Source organism: Microbulbifer sp. VAAF005, assembly GCF_030012985.1.
GTDB lineage: Bacteria > Pseudomonadota > Gammaproteobacteria > Pseudomonadales > Cellvibrionaceae > Microbulbifer.
Genome location: NZ_CP120233.1, coordinates 4,661,970 through 4,683,048, shown reverse-complemented (window position 1 = coordinate 4,683,048; position 21,079 = coordinate 4,661,970). Strand labels below are relative to the sequence as shown.

Here is a 21,079-nt window from a genome sequence, read left to right as displayed (position 1 = left end):
CCCAAGGGCGCCTGTTATTACTTCTTGTGAGGCACTCGGGTCGGCGCCAGGCTGAGCACTTCAGCAATGTGATTGGCCCCCAGTACCATCTCCATTACGCCCAACGCCTCAAGAATCTCATCATCACCGGCACCGAGCTTTCGCGCAGCGGCGATCAGGTGCTCGCGATGGTCATCAGGGGCGCTGTTGGCATTGCGCGCCAAGTCAAACAGGGCGTGCTCTTTTTCAGAAAAGTGCACATGCTTGGGGTCAGTGCGAATTCGCATCACTTCATCCGTTTCCACCCCAAGCATTTGCAGAGACATACTGTGATGGTAAATGCCATAGTCACAGTGGTTATCGGCTGAGACTGCCAGGCCAATGGCTTCTTTCAGCTGCGCCGACAAACAGCCGTGAATCATCACCGTCTTAAACTTGTACCAGTTTGCCTCAAGTAATCCCGGGTGTTGGGCGTAGACACGGAACAGACTGGGGATCCCCCAGCTCGTCATCAATCTCAGCAAAAACCCTGGCTACATCATCGGAAGCTGGGTGCTCGACCAACGGAATACTGCTCATTATTCACCTACCTGTCATCGCCGGGTGTCCAAGTGGCATAAATTACTTTCTGGCACGACATAACACTGTATATAATCACAGCATGAGAAAGATTATCCACTGTGATTGTGACTGCTTCTACGCTTCGGTCGAAATGCGTGACGATCCCAATCTCCGTGGACGCCCTTTGGCCGTTGGAGGCAGTAGCGACCGGCGCGGGGTGATCTCTACCTGCAACTATGAAGCCCGCAGCTATGGGGTTCGCTCCGCAATGCCTACCGCCCAGGCCAAGAAACTGTGCCCTGATTTGATTGTAGTACCCGGCAACATGGCTAAGTACCGGGAGGTCAGCGGGCAGATACGGGAGATATTTCTCGACTACTGCGATGATATTGAGCCCCTATCCCTGGACGAAGCCTTCCTGGATGTCACCGACAGTGGCCGCTGCCACGGCAGTGCCACCCTGATCGCTGAGGAAATCCGGCAACGGGTGCACGATACCCTGGGTATCACTATTTCTGCCGGGGTGGCCCCGAATAAATTCCTCGCCAAAATTGCCAGTGATTGGCAGAAGCCTGACGGATTGACAGTCATTACGCCGAGCGAGGTCGATCAATTTGTTTTGCGCCTGCCTATCAACAAAATTCACGGCGTGGGACGGGTAACCGCAGAGAAAATGCATCGACAAGGCATTCGCACTTGCGCGGATTTACGCAATTTTTCACAAGTTGAACTGAGTAAGAAGTTTGGCAAATTTGGCCGCCGCCTTTACGACCTTTGCCGTGGTGTTGACGATCGCCCGGTAAGCGGCGATGGCTCCCGCAAGAGTGTTAGTGTCGAGCGCACCTTTCGCGAAGACTTATTCAGTTTTGACGAATGGCTGGAACAGCTGACAGAGCTGTATATGCGTCTGCTGGAGCGCCTGGAAAAACTCGGCGATCGTTACGAAGTAAATGGCGCCACCGTTAAAGTAAAGTACGCAGATTTTACTACCAGCACCCACGAGCGCAGCAGCCGTGCCGGGCGTATTTCTGAATTCCGCCAGCTACTGCAGGAGTGTCGAGAAAAACGCCCTGCTCCCATCCGCCTTCTTGGGGTAGGCCTGCGACTCACAGACCTCCGGGCGGGGCAAGGCCCTGTTCAATTGCCACTACCCTTGCCGGAGCAAGCCTCTTTTTGACGCTTGATGGCTTAATTAGGCGCATCATCACTTATTGATAAATCTGGCGTTGGCCCTTACCCGAGCAACCACCTCTCAAACCAGGGGCAACTATACTTCGCAAGCCCGAAGATTCGTATCTGTCGTACCGTGACATCGGCTGAAATTATAAGTACTGGCCAGAGAATAATTGCGACGCAGAACCATACTACAATCTTCTTTATTGACGCCGCATAAACCAATACTCGGCCAGTGGTTCGAGGCGGGATAATTTGCGTACGGAGGCTCAAGACATTGTCTCTCAAAGAGTTACGCCAGCTATCTGACGAGGCGCTATTCCAATACTACAAGGAGTCGCGCAAACCTGCTGTGTTCCGTCAACTCTACGGCCGCCATAAAGATTCCCTGTATCGCTACTGTATGCAAATGGCGCCATCTTCAACCACTTTACTCTTGCAAAAACTCTGGCGTGGTCTTTTGGAAAATCCACCAGAACTGCACGGGCGCCTGCTTAAAAGTTGGCTTTACATCCAAGTCAATAAATTGCTCAAGCTTGAGGAATTTTCCAGTTCGAAGAAATCCGCGCATGAGTCTCCCCAGCAGAATAGAATTCTCGCAGCGATTCAAAATTTACCTTCTCAATTGCGCAATGTTTTATTACTGCATATGGAATGCAAGCTGCCACTGGCAACAGTGGCTGACATCGAGCAGCTCTCTCTCAATAAATGCCGCACCCTATATCATCGCGCCCGAACCGCACTGGACGAAGCGATATACGGTTCGGAGAGAAGACCTTGGCAAGTAGAAGTTATCGAAGAGTAATCGAGTTAATGCTATGAGCAATTGGGAAAATCAATATTTTAAAGAAGCCGAGACGTTGACTTCCCCGCAGCAGCTGGATGACGATCTATATAAAACAGCCCAAACCTATAAGCCGAAAGTAAACGTCAATCATCTACTCTCTCGTGCAACAGTAAGTTGTAGCTTGGTAACCGCCTTGCTATTGCTTCTTCATCCAGCCCAACACCTAGGTGCCTTCACTCACAAGGCAAATTCCACCGAGCAGCATTTGTACGAGCCGGCGTTAAGGGATTGGAAAGAAACTGTGATGGCAGTTACCCCAGCGCCAGATCCCTGGCTCGCACTACGCAATCAGGTAAATAGTGGCGAGTATATTGCCTTGTGCCACTATTGGCGGGCAGAACAGCAGGATGGAAGTGAAGAATCCCTACCCGATGAACTACGTAAAAGTGCTAAGCGTCACTGCCGGATTTTATCGAGCACGGCTTCAAGGAGCTAGAAACAACTGATATCAAGTTCAAGCGGCCAGTTCGAATTCTCACTCCCTATACAGTCTCAACTTAGCCACTACACTGTGGTGGGCATCTACGGTGCCGGCGGTCCTTCTGCCGGAGAAAATCCGGTACTAAAGTCGGTAATCAACCAACTTCAAGGGCGGATATTTTCCCACACACGAAAGCTAACTATTTACCGTCACCTTAAAAATGGGATTTCGCGCAAAAAAGCAGCGATATTGTTTGGCTACAGCAGAGGGGGAAATGCTGCAATAAAAATCGCCAATGCACTTGGCCGGCAAGGCATCTCTATACAATGCCTGGTGATATTTGATGCCCACAGCATCAATGACAAAAGAAAATTCAAACTCAAATATGACAATATCAAAAGGGCTTACAACTTCTTTCAAAGAAACCCCAGAACCGCTGGAAAATATGGCTGGTGGGGTATAAACCCCTATTGGGGATGCACCCTATTCTCACCATTTATCGAAGTCCAACAGTTTGACTTTACTGGTGAGTACTACAAAAAAGGTATTCCCGCTTCTCACTTGAACATTGTTCGCATGGGTCTCAACACCCTTAAACAACAAGAAACATTTTTGTAAACTCGCCTTAAACAACTCTCAAACAGATCGAAACCACCACTTTCCTCTGCGACTTAGAAACATGGTGGTCCGGCCTGATACTGATCCCACTAGGTAATCTGTAGGAAAATCCACTCTGCAACTAAAGCTGGCTTCGCCTCGCCCTCTATTTCCATTGTTACCATCAGCTTAATTTGATAGTGGGACTCTTTTTTCTCCATAATATCCAGTATTTTCCCAAATACGCGCACCCGGCTACCGGTCTTTACCGGGTTGATAAAGCGGACTTTATCCAAACCATAATTCACCCCCATATAAGCACCTGTAACCGTTATCTGTAGAGCCCCTACAAAATAAGGCAGCAGTGACAGTGATAGAAAACCATGGGCAACCGTTCCCCCAAAAGGCGTTTTCGCCGCGGCCTCTGGGTCTACATGAATAAACTGTCGATCCAAGGTGCACTCAGCAAAGCTATCAACTCTCTGCTGGTCAATTTCAAACCAATCTGTGGGCTCTGTTTCAAAACCAATGTAATAGCCGAGGCTATCAGGTGAAATTTCTACAGGCATCGAAGGCTCCTTTTCGATTCTCTATTCGCTTTCTCAGCGACTCCCAACCTCAATAGGCCGAGAGGCCGCCATCTACTGCCAGTGCCTGCCCGGTAATGTAAGTCATTTTTGGGGAAACCAGCATCAACATGGCCGCTACGACTTCTTCCGGCTTGCCCAGGCGTTTCATCGGGCATCCCTCAGCGAGAAACGCTTGAACTTGTTCAGGGCTGGCATCTTCAGTTGCAATATCGGTAACCATCGGGGTGAGGCAATAGAAGGGGCAAATTGCGTTTACACGGATACCGTACTTGGCGTTTTCCATCGCTGCCGTTTTGGTCAGGCCGATCACACCATGTTTTGCCGCTGCGTAAGAGGCAATCTTGGGAGCGCCGCCCAGCCCCGCCATAGAGGAAACATTCAGTACAGCTCCGCTGGTCATCTTCAATAGGGGCAATTGGTGTTTAAGCCCCAGGAAAACACCCTTTAGGTTAACGTTGTACTGAAGGTCCATCATGGCCTCTTCTGTCTGCTTGAGAGACATCATTGGAGGCGCGATTCCAGCATTGTTAACAGCGATATCCAGCTGTCCAAATTCTGACTGAGCCAATTGCGCCAAAGCAGCGCAATCAGACTCTTGGGAAACATCACAGTGCTGGGCGCGCACAGCAATATTTTGGCTTCCCAGTTTGTCCGCCAACTGCATCAAAGCCTCTTCATTGATATCTCCCAATACCAAACGAGCACCCCGAGAACCAAGTTCCTCTGCTAGTAATTTTCCAAATCCACTGGCAGCGCCGGTAATCAATGCGACTTTATCGCTAAAATCGAGAATTGGATCATGCATGGTTAAATCCCCCCACAAGAAGTCAAACCACCATCCACAACGACACATTCTCCAGTCGTATAACTGGAAGCGTCGGAGACCAAGTACAAAACTGTACCCGCCATCTCTTCCGGCTCCGCATGGCGGTGCATGGGAATATGGCCAACTGCAGTTTTATAAATATCCTCGTGGGAAAACAATGCCCCGGCGAATTTGGTTTTTGTAAGCCCTGGTAGTAAAGCATTCACCCGGATATTAAATTGCGCACACTCCTTGGCAAACGCTTTGGTCATATTGACTACCGCCGCCTTGGTGATTGAATAAATACCCTGCCCTACACCCGGTTGCAAGGCATTCACTGAGGCGGTATTTACAATAACGCCACCACCCTGCTCTCGCATCAATTTGCCAGCTTCTACCGACATAAAGAAATAACCGCGTATATTGACCTCTACCGTCTTTTCGAAGGCCGCTAGATCAGTATCAAGAATATGCCCAAAATAAGGGTTGGTTGCCGCATTGTTGACTAAAATATCCAAGCGACCAAATCGCTCGCGAATATCGCCAATAACCTGCTGGATATTATCCATATTGCCAATATGACAGGGGATCGCATCGGCACAGCCACCGGCATCCACAATGGCATCAGCTACGGCCTGACACCCTTCAATCTTTCTGCTGGAAACCAAAACATGGGCACCCTGCTCAGCCAAAAGTTTTGCGATGGCCTCACCAATACCCCGACTGGCACCTGTCACTAAGGCAATTTTTCCCGAGAGATCAAAAATATTCTTTGCCATTTCTTATCCTTATAATTTCAGAAGTTAACCGTTAGCAGCGATATCCAATGCAGCTTGTGCGAGGGGTTCCACCAGGGCTCCCAGTTTTGCCGCATTTTTATTGGAGGCATTGCCGTCTTTTGCACGCTTTACCACCCCCTGAACAATCGCTGCCAGGCGAAAGAAGCTAAAAGCCAGATAAAACGGCCAATTATCAATCCCATCAATACCCATTCGCTGGCAGTATTTGGCCACATACTCTTTTTCGGAGGGGATGCCCAAGGCCTTTATATCCAAGCCTAATAGGCCGGACATTTTATCTTTGCCAGCGGGCATTCGCATTTGCATACACTGGTAAGCGAGGTCGGCATAGGGATGTCCCAGTGTGGAAAGTTCCCAATCCAAAAGCGCTATGACCTTGGGCTCCTGAGGATGGAAAATCATATTATCGAGCCGGTAATCACCGTGCACCAACGCGATACGCCCATCATCATCCGGTAAAACGTCACCCAACCAGGCCATCAACTCATCCATTGCGGCAATGGGCTCCAGCTCAGAGGCTCGATATTGAGTGCTCCAGCGGTCCAGTTGCCGCTGGAAATAATTACCAGGTCGGCCGTAATCCGAAAGGCCTACGGCATTAATATCCAAACTGTGCATAGCCGCCAGTACACGATTCATTTCATCGCACATAGCGCTGCGCTGCTCGGCGTCAACTTCCGGCAGTGCTGCATTCCAGAATATCCGGCCCTCACAATATTCCATTAAATAAAACATAGAACCGATCAGGTCCCGGTCCTCACAGAGGTGCAATACCTTGGGCACCGGCACCTTAGTATCGGCGAGTGCCGACATTACCCGGTACTCCCGATCTACGGCATGGGCAGATTTCAATAACTTGCCCGGAGGTTGGCGCCGCAAAACATAAGATCGCGCCGGGGTCTGCAACTTGAACGTGGGGTTAGACTGGCCACCGGGAAATTTGGTGACCGTTACAGGCCCATTGAAACCGTCGACTTTGCCGGACAAATATTCTTGCAGTCGCTCAACAGGCAGCTCTTCCACAGAGCTGCGCAAATTGTTTACCGTCTCAGTCACTGAGTCCTCCATGATTTTCCGCGGCGGCATAGTGAGCAGCCAGGTTTCTGCCCAACTGCATCATATGGACTTGATCGGGACCATCCGCCAGACGGATAGTCCGAGCATAGGCATAGTGATGGGCGAGGCTGTAATCCTGCCCCAATCCCGCGGCGCCGTGAATCTGTATGGCGCGATCTATCACCTTACAAGCCATCTGTGGCGCGACAATTTTTATCATTGCGATTAAATCTTTGGCCGCCTTATTACCCAACCGATCCATTTGCGCAGCGGCCTTCAGAGTCAGCAGGCGTGCCTGCTCAATTTCGCAGGCGGATTTGGCAATATCTTCACGCACCGATCCCTGCTTGCTCATCGGGCGGCCAAAGACAATGCGCTGCTCCGCGCGTGCCGACATCATTTCCAGCGCTCTTTGAGCCTGGCCAATTAACCGCATACAGTGGTGTATCCTGCCCGGCCCCAAACGTCCCTGGGCAATTTCAAAACCGCGCCCCTCTCCAAGAATTAAATGGCTTGCGGGCACCCGGACATTTTCAAAAATCACCTCTGCATGCCCTTCCGGTGCATCGTCATAACCGAATACCGTCATCGGGCGAACTATTTTGACTCCAGGCGTATCGGTGGGTACCAGGATTTGCGATTGCTGCTGGTGACGATTGGGATTTTCCGGGTCGGTCTTACCCATCACGATCATCACTTTACAGCGTTTATTCATCAGGCCACTGATATAAAACTTGTGACCGTTAATAACGTAACTGTCGCCATCGCGGATAATCGACGTTTCGATATTAGTGGCATCGGAGGAGGCAACCCGGGGTTCGGTCATAGCAAAGGCAGAGCGAATTTTTCCATCCAAAAGCGGGGTTAACCATTGTTCCCGCTGGGCCTCAGAACCGTATTGAGCCAAAACTTCCATATTGCCGGTATCCGGGGCATTACAGTTAAATACCTCCGATGCAAAAAGTACTTTCCCCATTTCCTCAGCCAGGGGTGCATACTCCAGGTTATTGAGCCCGGCACCGTAACGGGAATCCGGTAAAAACAGATTCCAGAGTTCCGCTTCCCGGGCTTTAATCTTTAATTCTGCCAAAATCGCCGGCTCTCCCCAGCGATCCTCCTGCAACTGCTGCATAAATATCGCTTCGGCGGGATAGATATACTCCTGCATAAAATTTTGCAGGCGTTCCAGCAGTCCTTTTACCTTGTCTGAGTATTCAAATTCCATCGTTACCTGCCCAATCAACTGTAAGTGATATATTCGTGACGCCCATCCCGATCCAGGTGCGGCACATGATTGAAACTGTGCAGACTGATATTTTCTGCACTGAAAAATAAACGGCTAACGGCTGTGTTTTGGATTTGCATATTGAGATTGGCGACGGTGGAAATTGAGCCGCCCAATATTTGCGTCAACATCATGGCAATGGCACCGCCCGAACTAACAACCAGGGTTCGGCTGCCTTTGGGGCTATCGCAAATGTTTTTAAGTGCATCTGCGATTCTGGCTTCAAAATGCGACCAGGTTTCCGGTGGACTGATCTCACCGGCGGCCCAAGCCAGCATCCCCTTCTTCAGGAATCGATAAAAATCGGCGCGACTGGCACCTGCTCCCGGTGCCCGATCCGGGTATAGCTCGCTGTAATGCTTGGCAACCGCTAGAAAATCAAATTCATTAAGCTGGGGGAGTACACTGCGGGTATTTTCACCGGGGAGTTCCAGCCCCTCGCAAATGCCGTCCAAAGTTTGCCGGTGCCGGGTTAGGTTGCCACACAGCAACCGGTCGAAACGAATACCCTTATCCCGCCAGTATTCACCCAGCCAGCGCGACTGTTGCCAGCCGGTATCGGAGAGATTGTCATAGTCATCGGCCCCAAATGAAGCCTGTCCGTGACGTACCAGAATAAATTCAGCCACCTATTTCCCTCCCCTTTTGATCTCCCCAACCCTATCTCCAGCATTTGAATCATCAAAGTTTATTATGCGAATATTGAATCATTCATGAGAGTGATGACGGTGGCAGCAATGCAATTACAGCGAATCGACATGAACCTCTTTCCCGTGCTGGAGGCGATATACACAACCCGAAACCTGACTCGTGCCGCTGAGCAACTGCATATCACCCAGCCGGCTGTCAGTAATGCTCTCGCGCGACTTCGCCGTACGTTAGACGACCCACTATTCACTCGCAGCCCCACCGGTATGGCACCGACGCCACTGACTGAGGGCATTATGCCGAAGGTCCAGGAAGCTCTTTCTCTACTGGGGGCAAGCCTTAGCGAGCAGCGTCATTTTGTGCCACAGGAAGCCAGAAAAACCTTGCGGCTCTCCATGAACGATATGGCGGAGACTTTCCTTTTACCCAGGTTGCTGGAAGTGCTGGAGCAGGAGGCCCCAGGTATTACTGTCGAGTCTTTCCAGGTCCCACGGGAGCAGCTGGTCAAGGAACTGGCCGCCAACACCCTGGACTTTGCCCTGGATGTTCCCGTACCCACTTCCCCACACATAAAACAACAGCGACTGATGAACGATCGCTACCTGTGTATGTTGCGCCAGGATCACCCCTTGGCGGATTCCGCCAGCCTTACCCTGGAGCAATACCTGAAGCTGGAACATATCCATGTCTCCAGCCGTCGGAGCGGTCCTGGCCTGGAAGATATCGCCCTGAACAAGTTAGGGCGCCGTCGCAATGTGAAATTGAGGGTCCAGCACTACCGGGTCGCGCCGTTAGTGGTATTGAGAACCGACCTGGCACTGACAGTCCCCGCCAGCCTGGCGCGACAGTATTCAGCCCGATTGTTTGAGCTTCCGTTTCAGATACCACAAATGGACTGGCACCTACTGTGGCATAAAAACCAACATGACGATCCCGCCAATCAATGGCTGCGAAACAAGTTGGTGAGCTTGGTAGAGGAGTAAGGGAGGCTCTGTATACGGCGAGACAGGGACCCCTTAAAAAACACTTTATTTATAGATGAGAATGGGACGCATAAAGGTTAAAAAGGGCCCGTAATTGATCACTGAATTCGACCGGTTAAGTCACTGTTTCACAGTGGGCCGTCTTGTTATCCTGCTGGGCAACGATATGCACCTTTTTGCATATACATAAATGAACCCTAAAGGTTACAAGAAGAGAAATTTGCCATGTCCCAAGCCTACCCTAATATGCTTGCCCCCCTGGACCTGGGCTTCACCACCCTGAAAAACCGGGTGCTGATGGGCTCCATGCACACCAACCTGGAAGAACACCCCAATGGCTTCACCCGTTTGGCGGCCTTTTTTGCCGAACGTGCCCGCGGTGGCGTTGGCCTGATTGTAACCGGTGGTATTGCCCCGAACGAAGAGAGTGGCGTATTCCAAGGCGCTTCGAAGATGACCACTTCGGAAGAAGCCCAGCAGCACCGCGAAGTCACCGATGCTGTACACGCTGAGGGCGGCAAGATCTGTATGCAGATCCTGCACACCGGCCGCTACGCCTACAACGAAAAGCTGATTGCACCCTCTCCCATCCAGGCACCGATCAACCCCTTCACCCCGCGTGAATTGACCAGCGAGGAAATCGAAGGCCAGATCGATGACTATGTACGCTGCGCCACCCTGGCTCGCGAAGCCGGCTATGACGGTGTGGAGATCATGGGCTCCGAGGGTTACTTTATTAACCAGTTCATCGTGAAACGCACCAACAAGCGTACCGATGAATGGGGCGGCTCCTTCGAAAACCGTATCCGCCTGCCGATCGAAGTTGTGCGCCGCGTACGGGAAGCCGTCGGTGAGAACTTTATTATTATTTACCGCCTGTCCATGTTGGACCTGGTGGAAGATGGCAGTGACTTCGATGAAGTAGTGGCTCTGGGCCAGGCTATCGAAAAAGCTGGCGCCACAATTATTAATACCGGTATCGGCTGGCACGAAGCGCGCGTTCCCACTATTGCCACCAGTGTTCCCCGCGCGGCATTTACCGACATTACTGCCAAGGTGAAAAAGCACCTGTCTATCCCGGTAGTTGCCAGCAACCGTATCAATGTGCCGGAAGTCGCCGAAGAAGTTCTGTCCTCCGGACAGGCTGACATGATCTCCATGGCACGCCCCTTCCTGGCAGACTCTGAGTTCGTCAACAAAGCCGCCGAAGGCCGCGCCGACGAGATCAACACTTGCATTGGCTGTAACCAAGCGTGTCTGGACCACACTTTCCAGCTGAAACTGACTTCCTGCCTGGTAAACCCCCGCGCTTGTCACGAAACCGAATTAAACTACCTGCCTACCGACAACGTGAAAAAGGTAGCTGTAATCGGCGCCGGCCCTGCGGGCATGGCCGCATCTACCGTTGCCGCAGAGCGTGGACACGAAGTAACCCTGTTCGAAGGCAGCGATAAGATTGGTGGCCAGTTCAATATCGCCAAGCAGATCCCCGGCAAGGCAGAATTCCAGGAAACCCTGCGCTACTTTAAGCGCCGCCTGGAAGTCACCGGTGTTGAAGTAAAACTTAATACCATTGCCACAGCAGAAGACCTGCAATCTTTTGATGAAGTGATTATTGCTACCGGTATCGAGCCGCGCACTCCACCGATCCCCGGCATTGAGAGCGATAAAGTCCTGGGTTACCTGGATGTACTGAAGTACAAGAAACCGGTTGGCGAGAAGGTTGCCATTATCGGAGCCGGCGGTATCGGCTTTGATGTAGCGGAGTACCTGACCCACGATGGCCCCCACTCCACTGAAGATGAAGTGGTCGCCAGCGATAAGGAAGAGTTCTTCAACGAATGGGGGGTCGATATTGCCCTGGAGAATCGCTCCGGCCTGAAGCCACGCGAAGCAGTAAGCTCTCCGCGCCAGGTATACTTGTTGCAGCGCAAAACCACCAAAGTGGGCGCGGGCCTGGGTAAAACCACCGGCTGGATTCACCGCGGCAGCCTACAGCATCGCAAGGTAGAGATGATTGCCGGTGCCCTTTACGACAAAATTGACGATAAAGGCCTGCATATCCGAATTGGCGAAGAAGAAAAAGTACTGGAAGTCGACAATATTATTGTCTGCGCCGGTCAGGAACCTGCACGCAAGCTATACGAAGCTCTGCAAGAGCGCGGCGTAACCACCCACCTGATTGGTGGCGCTGATGAAGCCGCAGAACTCGATGCCAAGCGCGCTATCGACCAGGGCTCACGTCTCGCTGCAGAGATCTAATCTCCCAGCGGTCACAAAATAAAATACCCCCGTCGACCAGAGTTGGCGGGGGTATTTTTTTGCCCTTAAGTTCTGTATCCCGTGCTAGGACGCATTGGCAACTCGATCCGCGACTACCGTTCCCTCAGGCTCAGGCCACTCAGGGCGAGACAGATACTCGGTAAGGCGATAGAGCACGAACACAACTCCACATAACGCCACTAACAAGCCGTATAAGGCCGGGCCACTCCACCATTGAATAATCACTCCACCAATTAATGGCGCCATCGACCAGCCAATGGCATAAAAGGAAGAGGCCCCAAAATAGGTACCGCGTAAATGGGATGGTGCCAGCCGGTCAATTTGAATGCTCATGGTTGGAAACAAAATTGCCTCAGCCAGACTCAAAATAAAAGTCGCTCCGAGCCAACCCCAAAACCAATCTACCGGATTTAGGGCATACCAAATCTGGGAGATCGACAAAATACCCAACCCAATCACAATACGGGTGTTAATGGCCAGCGGCCCCATTAACTTCATAATGGGAAACTGCAGTAATACTATCGTCGACGCATTAACAAAGATCATGCTGGATATCAGCTCTACCAATCCCGGCGCTTCAGCGCGGGTGAGGTATTGCACCAAGCTTGAATCCATATGCGCGTAGATAAACAGCGTTAAAATATTCGCAATAATCACCACCAGAAATACCTGATCACGGCGCAATACCGAGAGCGTATTTCCCAGAGATACGCCCGCATCCCTTTGCTTACTTGCTAAACGTCCGCTCTCGGTTCTGGCAAAACCCCAAACAAAGGCCAGGGCCAAGAATAAGTAGCTAAGAGAGGTGAGCCCAAAAGTGGATTGCTGCGCACTCAAACCAGCCCAGACACCCACAATCGGCCCCAGCGCGGCCCCCACATTAATCAGGAAGTAGCGGAATTGCAGCGCCAATTCACGGCTGGCTTGATCGTCAATTAAGTCGCCTATCAGCGCACTCGCCGGCGGCTCCCACACCGCGCGACCGATAGCACACAGAGTCATCGCACAGATAAATCCTGACAAGGTTTGCGTCACAGCCAACAAGGCAAAGGAAAAAATACTCACAATACAGCCAAGCAATAGCATATTGCGACGCCCATAGCGATCCGATAGCGCACCGGTAAAGAAGCCCAACACAGCAGCACCAACGGCAGATGCACTCAAGATCAAACCAATTTCAGCCGCGCCGAGGTGAAACTTTTCAAATAGAAGGATGGCCAGGAAAGGCCAGACCATAAAATAAGTTCCACGGCTAAAAAAACTGCCAATTAAAATAATCCAAACTAACGGAGGGAAGCTCCTCAAGCTTCTCCACCACTTCCCATTCATGGTTACTACTCCAATAGATTCACTGCCAACAAATCGATAGAGGCACCTGTCCTGTATGGTTTAAGTTGGCTGGTTCCAGATAAAAGAATGGCGCTAAGGCCACTCGGCGAGTGCCCGCAAGACATTGGTACAAATACAAACCCGGAAGGTTCTTTCACTATTCGGCCAAGGTACCCTTCTTTCGGAGGAGGGCAAGCAGCCTACCTCAGTAAAATAAGAGGCAGACAAAGAAGAGTTTCAGTAAGCAAGATGAATTTGAGACAAACAACCTTTATTTACCGACAAAAAAACCCGAGATGATAAGATCCCGGGTTTCCTTCTTGGCAGAAAATGCTCCTGCCCAACGGCTAAACCTTGGTATTAACCCAAACTGTTAATTACAGGTTAATAGAGAATAATCTGAGTGAGTTGCACAACAATCATTCTGAATACGGTTACCCAATACTATCCGACAAGATTTGTTTTGAAAACCCACATTGACAGATAAAACAAAAAAATATTTGCCACACCATCACCCCAGCACAAACTACTAAAAGCAGAATCTTCCTCCCCGTCTATACTCGTTCAGGAAAAGCACCCGAGCCAACCAGCAGAAAAAATACTGCCACGCTTTTTTAATAGAGAGATAAGTCGCGACATGTCCCTATCCAACATGCTCGTTCAAGTGCGTGCTCAGGTTGAGCAGGCTTTGACTAGGCTACGTCCCCCATACACCATCTTCTTCTCAGTTAGCGATGCTAAACAACGTGCAATTGTCCGGCACGCGACTGCAAATAGTTTTAAGGATGTGTGGCAGAAACTTGCAACATCCATACAAAAAGCCACCAAATCCAACAAGATGAAGCCCTGTTGGTTGAGGGTCGACTGGGTAACTAGAAAAAGCATAATGACCATCGCAGGCCTGGAAGAAGTGCTTGCAGAAACCAAGCGATCCTATTTCCGTTTTGGCTTAGCCCTTGATGAAAATTGTCAAATCGCATTTCTTGAGCAAGAACTTAATGCCAATGCCATGCTCTATGGCGGCAATCAGGTCAAACACGTCATTATCAATGAGAATAATTTTCTTGCTTATGCCAAAAAACGTTTTGGACCTCAAACAGAGATCGATTTTTCAGAAAATAACACGGCTGTTATTCTGTCAACGCTGGGTATTTTTTGCGAGTTGAATCAAGAACCGGTATATCTGTATGGACCAGGTCTAAATGCTGGCCGCCGGATTACCAATGAATTAGACGTTGAAAATGTCACCGATTTAATTGAAAGCGGTAGCCGCTATCTGAGCACACAAGTAAAACCTAATGGAAGGTTCCACTATGGCTGGCATGCCTGCTTTGATAAAAAGATCCAGGCCTACAACAACCTCCGTCATGCAAGTAGTACCTACGCCATGATTGAGGCATGGGAGGTGACGCGGGAAGAAGAACTAGAAAAAGCCATATTGCGATCATTAACCCATCTAACCACAGAGCTAATAAAAACAGCTGTCCTCCCCTCTGGTGATGAAGCTGCTTTTCTTGTGGAGGAAAACTCGGAAATCAAGCTTGGCGGCAATGCTGTTTCCCTATTGGCACTTGTAAAATTCTCCGAAGTAGAGGATACCCAGAAATATGCGGAACTAATGAAGCAACTGGCAACGGGTATCGAGTTCATGCAGGACTCCGAAACCGGTCAGTTCTTTCATGTACTTGAATATCCCTGCTTGGATGTGAAAGACAAGCACCGCATCATCTATTACGACGGCGAAGCCGCATTTGGCCTAATGCGCCTTTACGGGTTTAGTAAAGATTCTCGATGGTTAACCATAGTAGAAAAAGCGTTTGAATACTTTATTCAGGCAAACCATTGGAGAGCCCATGATCATTGGCTGAGTTATTGCGTAAATGAGCTGACTCTATACCGCCCTGAGGAAAAGTACTATCAATTCGGTATTCGAAACTTTTCCAGCCACTTAGACTTTGTAGAACACAGGATTACTACATTTCCAACTCTACTTGAGCTAATGATGGCTGCTGAAAAAATGGTCTGTCGGCTACAGGAGTCCCCAGAATACCAGTATCTACTCGAACAAGTCGATCTAGAACACTTCTATCGTGCACTACATAAGCGTGCCATGTATCTCCTGAATGGCTACTTTTGGCCAGAATTTGCAATGTTCTTTCAAAATCCAGCCAAAATTGTAGGCAGCTATTTTATTAGGCATCACGCATTCAGAGTGCGTATCGATGACGTTGAACACTACTTATCGGGCTTTGTGGCTTACCGTAAACTCCTACTAAAACCCCAAAAAATGACTAAAAAAAACGAGAAATATTCTCTTGAAAGTGAAAATCAGCCGCCATTACAACCCCAAGATATACTCCCGGTGTTAGCTTGGGGCGGCGATGTCAATCTATCCCGGAGACAGCATTATCGGACAGCACAATTTGGTGTTGAAAAGGTACTTGGAACCATCTCAGCACTAAAGAATGCAGATATCAGTGTTATAAACCTGGAATGTGTCGTAGGTACTGAAGGTGAACAAGGTGCTGAAAAAGGGGAAGCTTCACCTTACTATTACCGGGCCCGCCCAGAGATGCTGTCAGTACTGATAGAAGCGGGTATAGATGTAGTAACGACTGCAAATAATCACAGCGGTGATTACGGACCTGAAGCTCTACTCGAGCAAAGGCATTGGATTGATTCAACTGGTATAGGCCATTGTGGGTCTGGCGCCAATATAGAAGAGGCCCTCACACCAGTTTATAGGCCCGCAGGTTCACTAAACGTGGCAATTTTCTCTATCGATGCAACCCAACCCCATTTTGCCGCCGGCCCTACTATAGCCGGCTGTGCCCACCTACCACTCACAATGCCAAGTCTGTGGTATGACACATTATTACCAAGAATTACAGCAGCGAGAAAAAAAGCAAATGTAGTGCTGGTAGCCGTGCACTGGGGGAAAAACAGGGAACCAGCCCCCAGCGAAGATGAAATAGCCATAGGCCATGCCATTGTTGATGCTGGAGCTGACGGCATCCTAGGCACAAGTGCGCACAACCTTCAGGGTATTGAAGTCTATCAAAACAGGCCAATAATTCACGATGCCGGAGACCTCTTATTTGATGCCGTTCGCCGAAACCTTGCAGACAGTGGAATATTTCGATTGCACCTTAGTGAAAGGGGTGTCGAGAAAATAACTTTCGCTCCGGTAGGAGTAGGCTTTGGATTTAGTAAACAACTGAGCGGTGAAAAGGCTAAAGAACTTACAGAACGATTCGCCAAAATGTGTGCAGATTTAGATACCAAGCTAGCTATTAACGAGGATTTCAGTGGGTCTGTTTTACTATCACCTCCCCCACGAAAAAGTCGCAAGCTACCTCATTTATACAAGACTCAATATAACCGTACGACAATCAATGAACCTCGCCCGCTAAAATCTAATTGGCACGTTGAAGCTGTACCTATCGACGCCCGCATTCCACCTATTCAATGTGGCCCTCTACAACTACTAGGTGTCAGATTCTATCCAAGAGAGATCAAATCAAGACAAATTTTATGGGTCGAATCATTTTGGACTACAGATCAAAAAGTTGAGGAAGACTATCGGCTCGATTTCCGCGCTATGCCAATAAAGAAAACAACGATGCCTTATTGGGGAAAATCCATGGATCATGACCCATGTGATTGGCAAGTACCCACCACAAAATGGCAACCAGGAATTATCTATCGTGACCTCTATGGATTACGCGCACCGGCAAAAAGTGAAATTGAGCCTATTCATCTACAGCTTCTAGTTGGGCTGATTTCAAATGAGTCACAGATTAAGCCAGTTTTAGTTGGGGGGATGATTACGCAATTCAACGTAGCAAATAAAACACTGCCAACAAGGCCAAAAATTCCCGTATACAACACCAAATTTCCTCCAATTGTATTTCAGCATCACCCTGGACAAACTTGGGATGCAGAGCAGCTTGAGGCCTTATCTGGGGGAAAGTGGATTACTCCACCTCCAAAAGGATGGTTCGTACGCAGTGTAATTTCAGGAAGCAGCTTTATCGAAGAATCACTTGATCCAATACTATTCGTTGCTCATACCAAATTAGATAGAACATATCACGAGCGCAGCTCTAAACAGCCTACAAAGTTATGGGATTATCACAAAAAATTACCCTCATTCGCCCACAAAATTGCCGGAGCAATTGTAGCAAAACCAGTTTCAGGCCTTCCGGATGGTTTCCCTTTACTCTTAGTGGATGATCCTCTCAAGGTAATCATTGAGCTTGGACTTGCTGCAAGAGATCGATTTCACGGTGAAGTAATAGCTATCACCGGAACCGCAGGTAAATCCACAACTTTGAAAATGATTACCCAAATGTTAGGCCCAAGAGAAAAAATTCTTTCCAGCATTGGAAACTATAATTCTCGCGTAGGGGCTCCCTCCATGATGGCCAGCCTTAATCAAGATCATGAAGTTGCAGTTATTGAAGTTGCACAAAGTGCACTTTGGGTAAAACGAGGACCGATAACTAGACAAGTAAAACCTACTATCTCTTTAATTACAGAAATTGGTATGTCTCAAACTAGTCACTTGGTAAAAAGTGTCGAAGATACTGCAAAATGGAAATCGCGTATTTTTGATGGTTTAACAGGGGCATCTATTGCAATTATTGGGGAACACCTCAAGTGCTTTGAGTACATTCTGGAAAAAGCTAAAAAACATGCGAAAAGAGTCATTATCTTTGGCGAAAGTTCAAATGCAGAGGTACAAGTTCTTCGAGTACGAAATGAAGAGAGTGGTAGCTGGGTACAATTGAAGTTTCCAAAACGAGAACTTGAGCTCCGGGTACCAGCCCCAAGTATAGGGATGTTACACAATGCTATCGTTTCAATCTGTGCAATTTATGCATTGGACAGAGACCTTGATGAAGCAGCGATGCGACTTCAGGAAATTAGCCTAGACGAGGGGCGCCTGCAACGCGCTGATATCAAAATACACGATAAATCTATCAGCTTGATAGATGATAGCTGGAATGCAACCGTCAGCTCAATGCTCAACGCATTCTCAGTATTTGCTGAGGCGGCCCCCCATAAAGGTGGACGTAAAATAGCCGTTTTAGGTCGCATCGTCCACCTGGGTGAAAAAGCAAAGGAACTACATGAAAGCTTGGCTGGTCCACTTCTGGACAGTAAAGTTAACTGGGTAGTCACCCATGGGGATGAAATGAATTATCTCCGGGCAGTTCTGCCAGCTGAAATACTCGGCCCTCACTTCTCTGAAGCTCCACCTCTGGTTACTTACCTGGCTGAGTTTTTACAAAATTCTGACCTTGTTCTCTTAAAAGGGTCCAGAAGAGATTCTGATTTTGGCAATATTCCCTCCTTGCTGGATAAGCTACAGAAAATGGGGGAAGCAATTGAAATAGAGTGAGAACAGAACTTATACCAAGGCTGCCAGCCCCCTTTAAAGCTTTAAGGAGACTCTAAATAATTTTGAAATGTCTCGACATCATGCTTAAAAAACATTCAGGACTATAAAGAGGCACCCTCGCAAGAAACTACCTTATGCTCCATTCTATAGATACCTTGGTTTTGTCTATATTGCCTTTAAAGCTCTTTGGCCATAAATTTGACCAGACCCAGGTAAAATCTCTAGTTAGGGTAATTTTACTGATTTTTCCCTTACCAAAACCATAGCCAAAACGGCCTTCCTGCGCCAAATTAGGATCAACTGGGATCCAGCGACCGTTAGTATAAACTTCAGCTGCATGATGGTTAGGCTGTTTAAAAATTTTTCTTTTTGTAAATAGAAATTCAGAAGTTGTCCGTGCCGGATACCCCATTGATCGTGCAAGCGCAACAAAAAGTGAAGCATACTCAGTACAATCCCCCTCGCGCGATTCAAGCCCAGCCAAAGCTCCCTTTGTTGGTTGAATTTTATATTCAATCATTGCTTGCGGCATCAAGAAAGCTGCTCGCAAACGGCCCTCTTCATCCATAAAAGTATTCTGTATCTCTAAAGATAACTTCTTAATTGGCAAAGAGTCAGATTCAATATACTTCGACGACTGTAGATACCTTTTATCGGGAAAGGGCTCACGTCCCCGAGGTATCTGAGCATAATTATAAGACGATAGTATTAAATCAAAATCAATTCTTCTGGTAACTGTTGCACCAGCAGGGATATCCAGCGTAAATTCCAAGTATTTGGAGTCACCCTTCTTATGCTTTCTATAAGTAAGCCCCTCAGAGTAATCATACCTAACCTCCTTTAAGGACTGCTGCAAACCATGCTCCACAGGGATAGACAATCTTTGAATATATCCTATAGCATCCTGTCCTGAAGTATTCTGTATTGTTATTTGAGCAGAGAGGGTAACCGGACGTGAATTAGCCTGCACTAAGGAAGAACAGCCGAACAATCCAATAAAAAAAGAAAGCACAGAAGCAAATATTCTTGTTTTAAGCATTAGAAATATACCACTATCTCTCCCGAAGAGCTTCATTTGCCTTATTAATTGGTTTCATCAAATAGTCAAAAATAGTTTTTGATCCAGTTTTAATATCCACTGTTGCAATCATACCTGGAACGATTGAAAATTTAGTGCCGATTTTATTAACCAGAGAGTCAGATTTGGTAAGAATAAAGACCTTGTAGTAATACTCCCCCGGTACAAGTTCATCCTGAATTGTATCAGGAGATATGGTTGTCACTTCACCATCCAAACCTCCATAGATGGCATAATCATAAGCAGTTATTTTTACTTTTGCTGCCTGACCCGGTCGAATAAATGCGACATCCCTTGGAGAAATTTTAGCTTCAATTAGAAGCTGGTCATCAAGTGGTACTATCTCCATAATCTTACCGTTCGGAGGTATAACACCACCAATTGTGGTCACTTCAATTGCTTTAACGATTCCCCTTACTGGAGATTTATGGGTAAGCCTAGTTAGTGAATCGGATCGGCCCTCCATTACGGAAGAGAGGGCCTCAACTTCAGCACTAAAGTTAGCTAACTCCTCGCGAGCTTTCACCATATACATAGACCGAATTTCATGGATCTTTGTTTCCAGTTCTGATTTTTGTCTCTGCAAACGTAAAAGATCAACGCTGCTGGCGGCACCAGAATCAACTAATGAGCTCGTTATTGACAACTCTTTATTGACCAGTTTTAAGGTTTCTTTTGACCCCTTCAAAGATTCAGCCAGTCCACTTTGCCGCGTGTCGAATAATTTTTTCTCTTTTGCAATTAACTCACCATGCTGGGCAAGCTCTTCTGGAAATTTTAAATGTGTCTTATTCACCTCTGCACTCAGGCGTGCAACACTAGCCAATGCAGCCCTATAACGAGCCGATATTTCTTCTACATTTGAACGTAACTTTGTAGGATCTAGCTGGGCCAATACTTCGCCTTGCTCTACGATATCGCCCTCAGAAACTTTTAGCTCTGCAAGTATTCCGCCTTCCAGAGACTGAATAACCTGAGAACGTGAGGTGGGAACTACCTTACCACTACCAGAGGAGACTTCATCAACCTTGGCAAGATATGACCAGGTACCTAATGCGGCAAGTAAAAGAAAAAACATCCAAACTATTCTTCCAGAACGTACTAAAGACGCATCATCAACATCATCCCCATACTGTTTTTCATCATTCTGAGAATCAATATCAAGGAGAGCAACACGTTTTGGCTCTCGCCGCTGATTTGATATCAAATCAGAATCACCAGGAAATGACATCGTACC

General features: G+C 48.3%; 17 protein-coding genes. 7 read left to right on the top strand and 10 right to left on the bottom strand.

The window, feature by feature from the left end; genetic code table 11:
* Positions 1–17: 17 nt before the first annotated feature.
* Positions 18–491 carry a carboxymuconolactone decarboxylase family protein gene (locus P0078_RS20990; protein WP_282931840.1) on the bottom strand — a complete coding sequence of 158 codons (474 nt, stop codon included), beginning with the start codon at positions 489–491 and terminating at the stop codon, positions 18–20.
* A 149-nt stretch (positions 492–640) separates the two neighbouring features.
* Between P0078_RS20990 and dinB the strand changes: the two genes are divergently transcribed.
* From dinB to P0078_RS20970, 4 genes are all read left to right on the top strand, one after another.
* A complete protein-coding gene (gene dinB / locus P0078_RS20985; protein WP_282931839.1) occupies positions 641–1,717 on the top strand; it encodes a DNA polymerase IV in 1,077 nt (358 codons plus the stop codon).
* A 273-nt stretch (positions 1,718–1,990) separates the two neighbouring features.
* Positions 1,991–2,518, top strand: coding sequence for an RNA polymerase sigma factor (locus P0078_RS20980; RefSeq protein ID WP_282931838.1), 528 nt, complete (start codon positions 1,991–1,993; stop codon positions 2,516–2,518).
* A 13-nt stretch (positions 2,519–2,531) separates the two neighbouring features.
* Positions 2,532–2,996 (top strand): hypothetical protein, encoded by a 465-nt coding sequence (locus P0078_RS20975; protein ID WP_282931837.1) that lies wholly within the window; start codon positions 2,532–2,534, stop codon positions 2,994–2,996.
* 78 nt (positions 2,997–3,074) lie between these two features.
* The gene (locus P0078_RS20970) at positions 3,075–3,599 is read left to right on the top strand and encodes a hypothetical protein (protein WP_282931836.1); all 525 of its coding nucleotides are present in this window, start codon (positions 3,075–3,077) and stop codon (positions 3,597–3,599) included.
* Between the two features lie 89 nt (positions 3,600–3,688).
* Here the strand turns inward: P0078_RS20970 and P0078_RS20965 are convergent, their stop codons facing one another.
* Genes P0078_RS20965 through P0078_RS20940 form a run of 6 tightly spaced genes read right to left on the bottom strand, consistent with a single transcriptional unit; the run spans position 3,689 to position 8,743 of the window.
* Positions 3,689–4,147, bottom strand: a complete 459-nt coding sequence (locus P0078_RS20965; protein ID WP_282931835.1) for a MaoC family dehydratase — start codon at positions 4,145–4,147, stop codon at positions 3,689–3,691.
* A 49-nt stretch (positions 4,148–4,196) separates the two neighbouring features.
* A complete protein-coding gene (locus P0078_RS20960; protein WP_282931834.1) occupies positions 4,197–4,973 on the bottom strand; it encodes an SDR family NAD(P)-dependent oxidoreductase in 777 nt (258 codons plus the stop codon).
* A gap of 2 nt (positions 4,974–4,975) precedes the next feature.
* On the bottom strand, positions 4,976–5,752 hold the full coding sequence (locus P0078_RS20955) for an SDR family oxidoreductase (RefSeq protein WP_282931833.1): 777 nt from the start codon (positions 5,750–5,752) through the stop codon (positions 4,976–4,978).
* Positions 5,753–5,776: 24 nt separating this feature from the next.
* Positions 5,777–6,829 carry a phosphotransferase gene (locus tag P0078_RS20950; protein WP_282931832.1) on the bottom strand — a complete coding sequence of 351 codons (1,053 nt, stop codon included), beginning with the start codon at positions 6,827–6,829 and terminating at the stop codon, positions 5,777–5,779.
* Positions 6,822–8,054: an acyl-CoA dehydrogenase family protein gene (locus P0078_RS20945; RefSeq protein WP_282931831.1), complete on the bottom strand. Its 1,233-nt coding sequence runs from the start codon at positions 8,052–8,054 to the stop codon at positions 6,822–6,824. Before P0078_RS20945 ends, P0078_RS20950 begins: the two co-directional genes overlap by 8 nt.
* 14 nt (positions 8,055–8,068) lie before the next feature.
* On the bottom strand, positions 8,069–8,743 hold the full coding sequence (locus tag P0078_RS20940) for a histidine phosphatase family protein (RefSeq protein WP_282931830.1): 675 nt from the start codon (positions 8,741–8,743) through the stop codon (positions 8,069–8,071).
* Between the two features lie 108 nt (positions 8,744–8,851).
* Here P0078_RS20940 and P0078_RS20935 point away from each other — a divergent pair, with 108 nt between their 5' ends.
* A complete protein-coding gene (locus P0078_RS20935; RefSeq protein ID WP_282931829.1) occupies positions 8,852–9,745 on the top strand; it encodes a LysR family transcriptional regulator in 894 nt (297 codons plus the stop codon).
* Between the two features lie 225 nt (positions 9,746–9,970).
* A complete protein-coding gene (locus P0078_RS20930) occupies positions 9,971–12,007 on the top strand; it encodes an NADPH-dependent 2,4-dienoyl-CoA reductase (RefSeq protein WP_282931828.1) in 2,037 nt (678 codons plus the stop codon).
* An 84-nt stretch (positions 12,008–12,091) separates the two neighbouring features.
* On the opposite strand, the gene P0078_RS20925 is transcribed toward P0078_RS20930, so the two are convergent.
* Positions 12,092–13,357: an MDR family MFS transporter gene (locus P0078_RS20925; protein ID WP_282931827.1), complete on the bottom strand. Its 1,266-nt coding sequence runs from the start codon at positions 13,355–13,357 to the stop codon at positions 12,092–12,094.
* A 637-nt stretch (positions 13,358–13,994) separates the two neighbouring features.
* Here P0078_RS20925 and P0078_RS20920 point away from each other — a divergent pair.
* Positions 13,995–18,764 carry a CapA family protein gene (locus P0078_RS20920; RefSeq protein ID WP_282931826.1) on the top strand — a complete coding sequence of 1,590 codons (4,770 nt, stop codon included), beginning with the start codon at positions 13,995–13,997 and terminating at the stop codon, positions 18,762–18,764.
* A 127-nt stretch (positions 18,765–18,891) separates the two neighbouring features.
* Here the strand turns inward: P0078_RS20920 and P0078_RS20915 are convergent, their stop codons facing one another.
* Together P0078_RS20915 and P0078_RS20910 are read right to left on the bottom strand one after the other, a co-directional pair.
* Positions 18,892–19,803: a transglutaminase-like domain-containing protein gene (locus P0078_RS20915; RefSeq protein ID WP_282931825.1), complete on the bottom strand. Its 912-nt coding sequence runs from the start codon at positions 19,801–19,803 to the stop codon at positions 18,892–18,894.
* A gap of 13 nt (positions 19,804–19,816) precedes the next feature.
* Complete coding sequence (locus P0078_RS20910) at positions 19,817–21,073, bottom strand: beta-barrel domain-containing protein (protein WP_282931824.1); 1,257 nt, start codon at positions 21,071–21,073, stop codon at positions 19,817–19,819.
* Between the last annotated feature and the right edge of the window lie 6 nt (positions 21,074–21,079).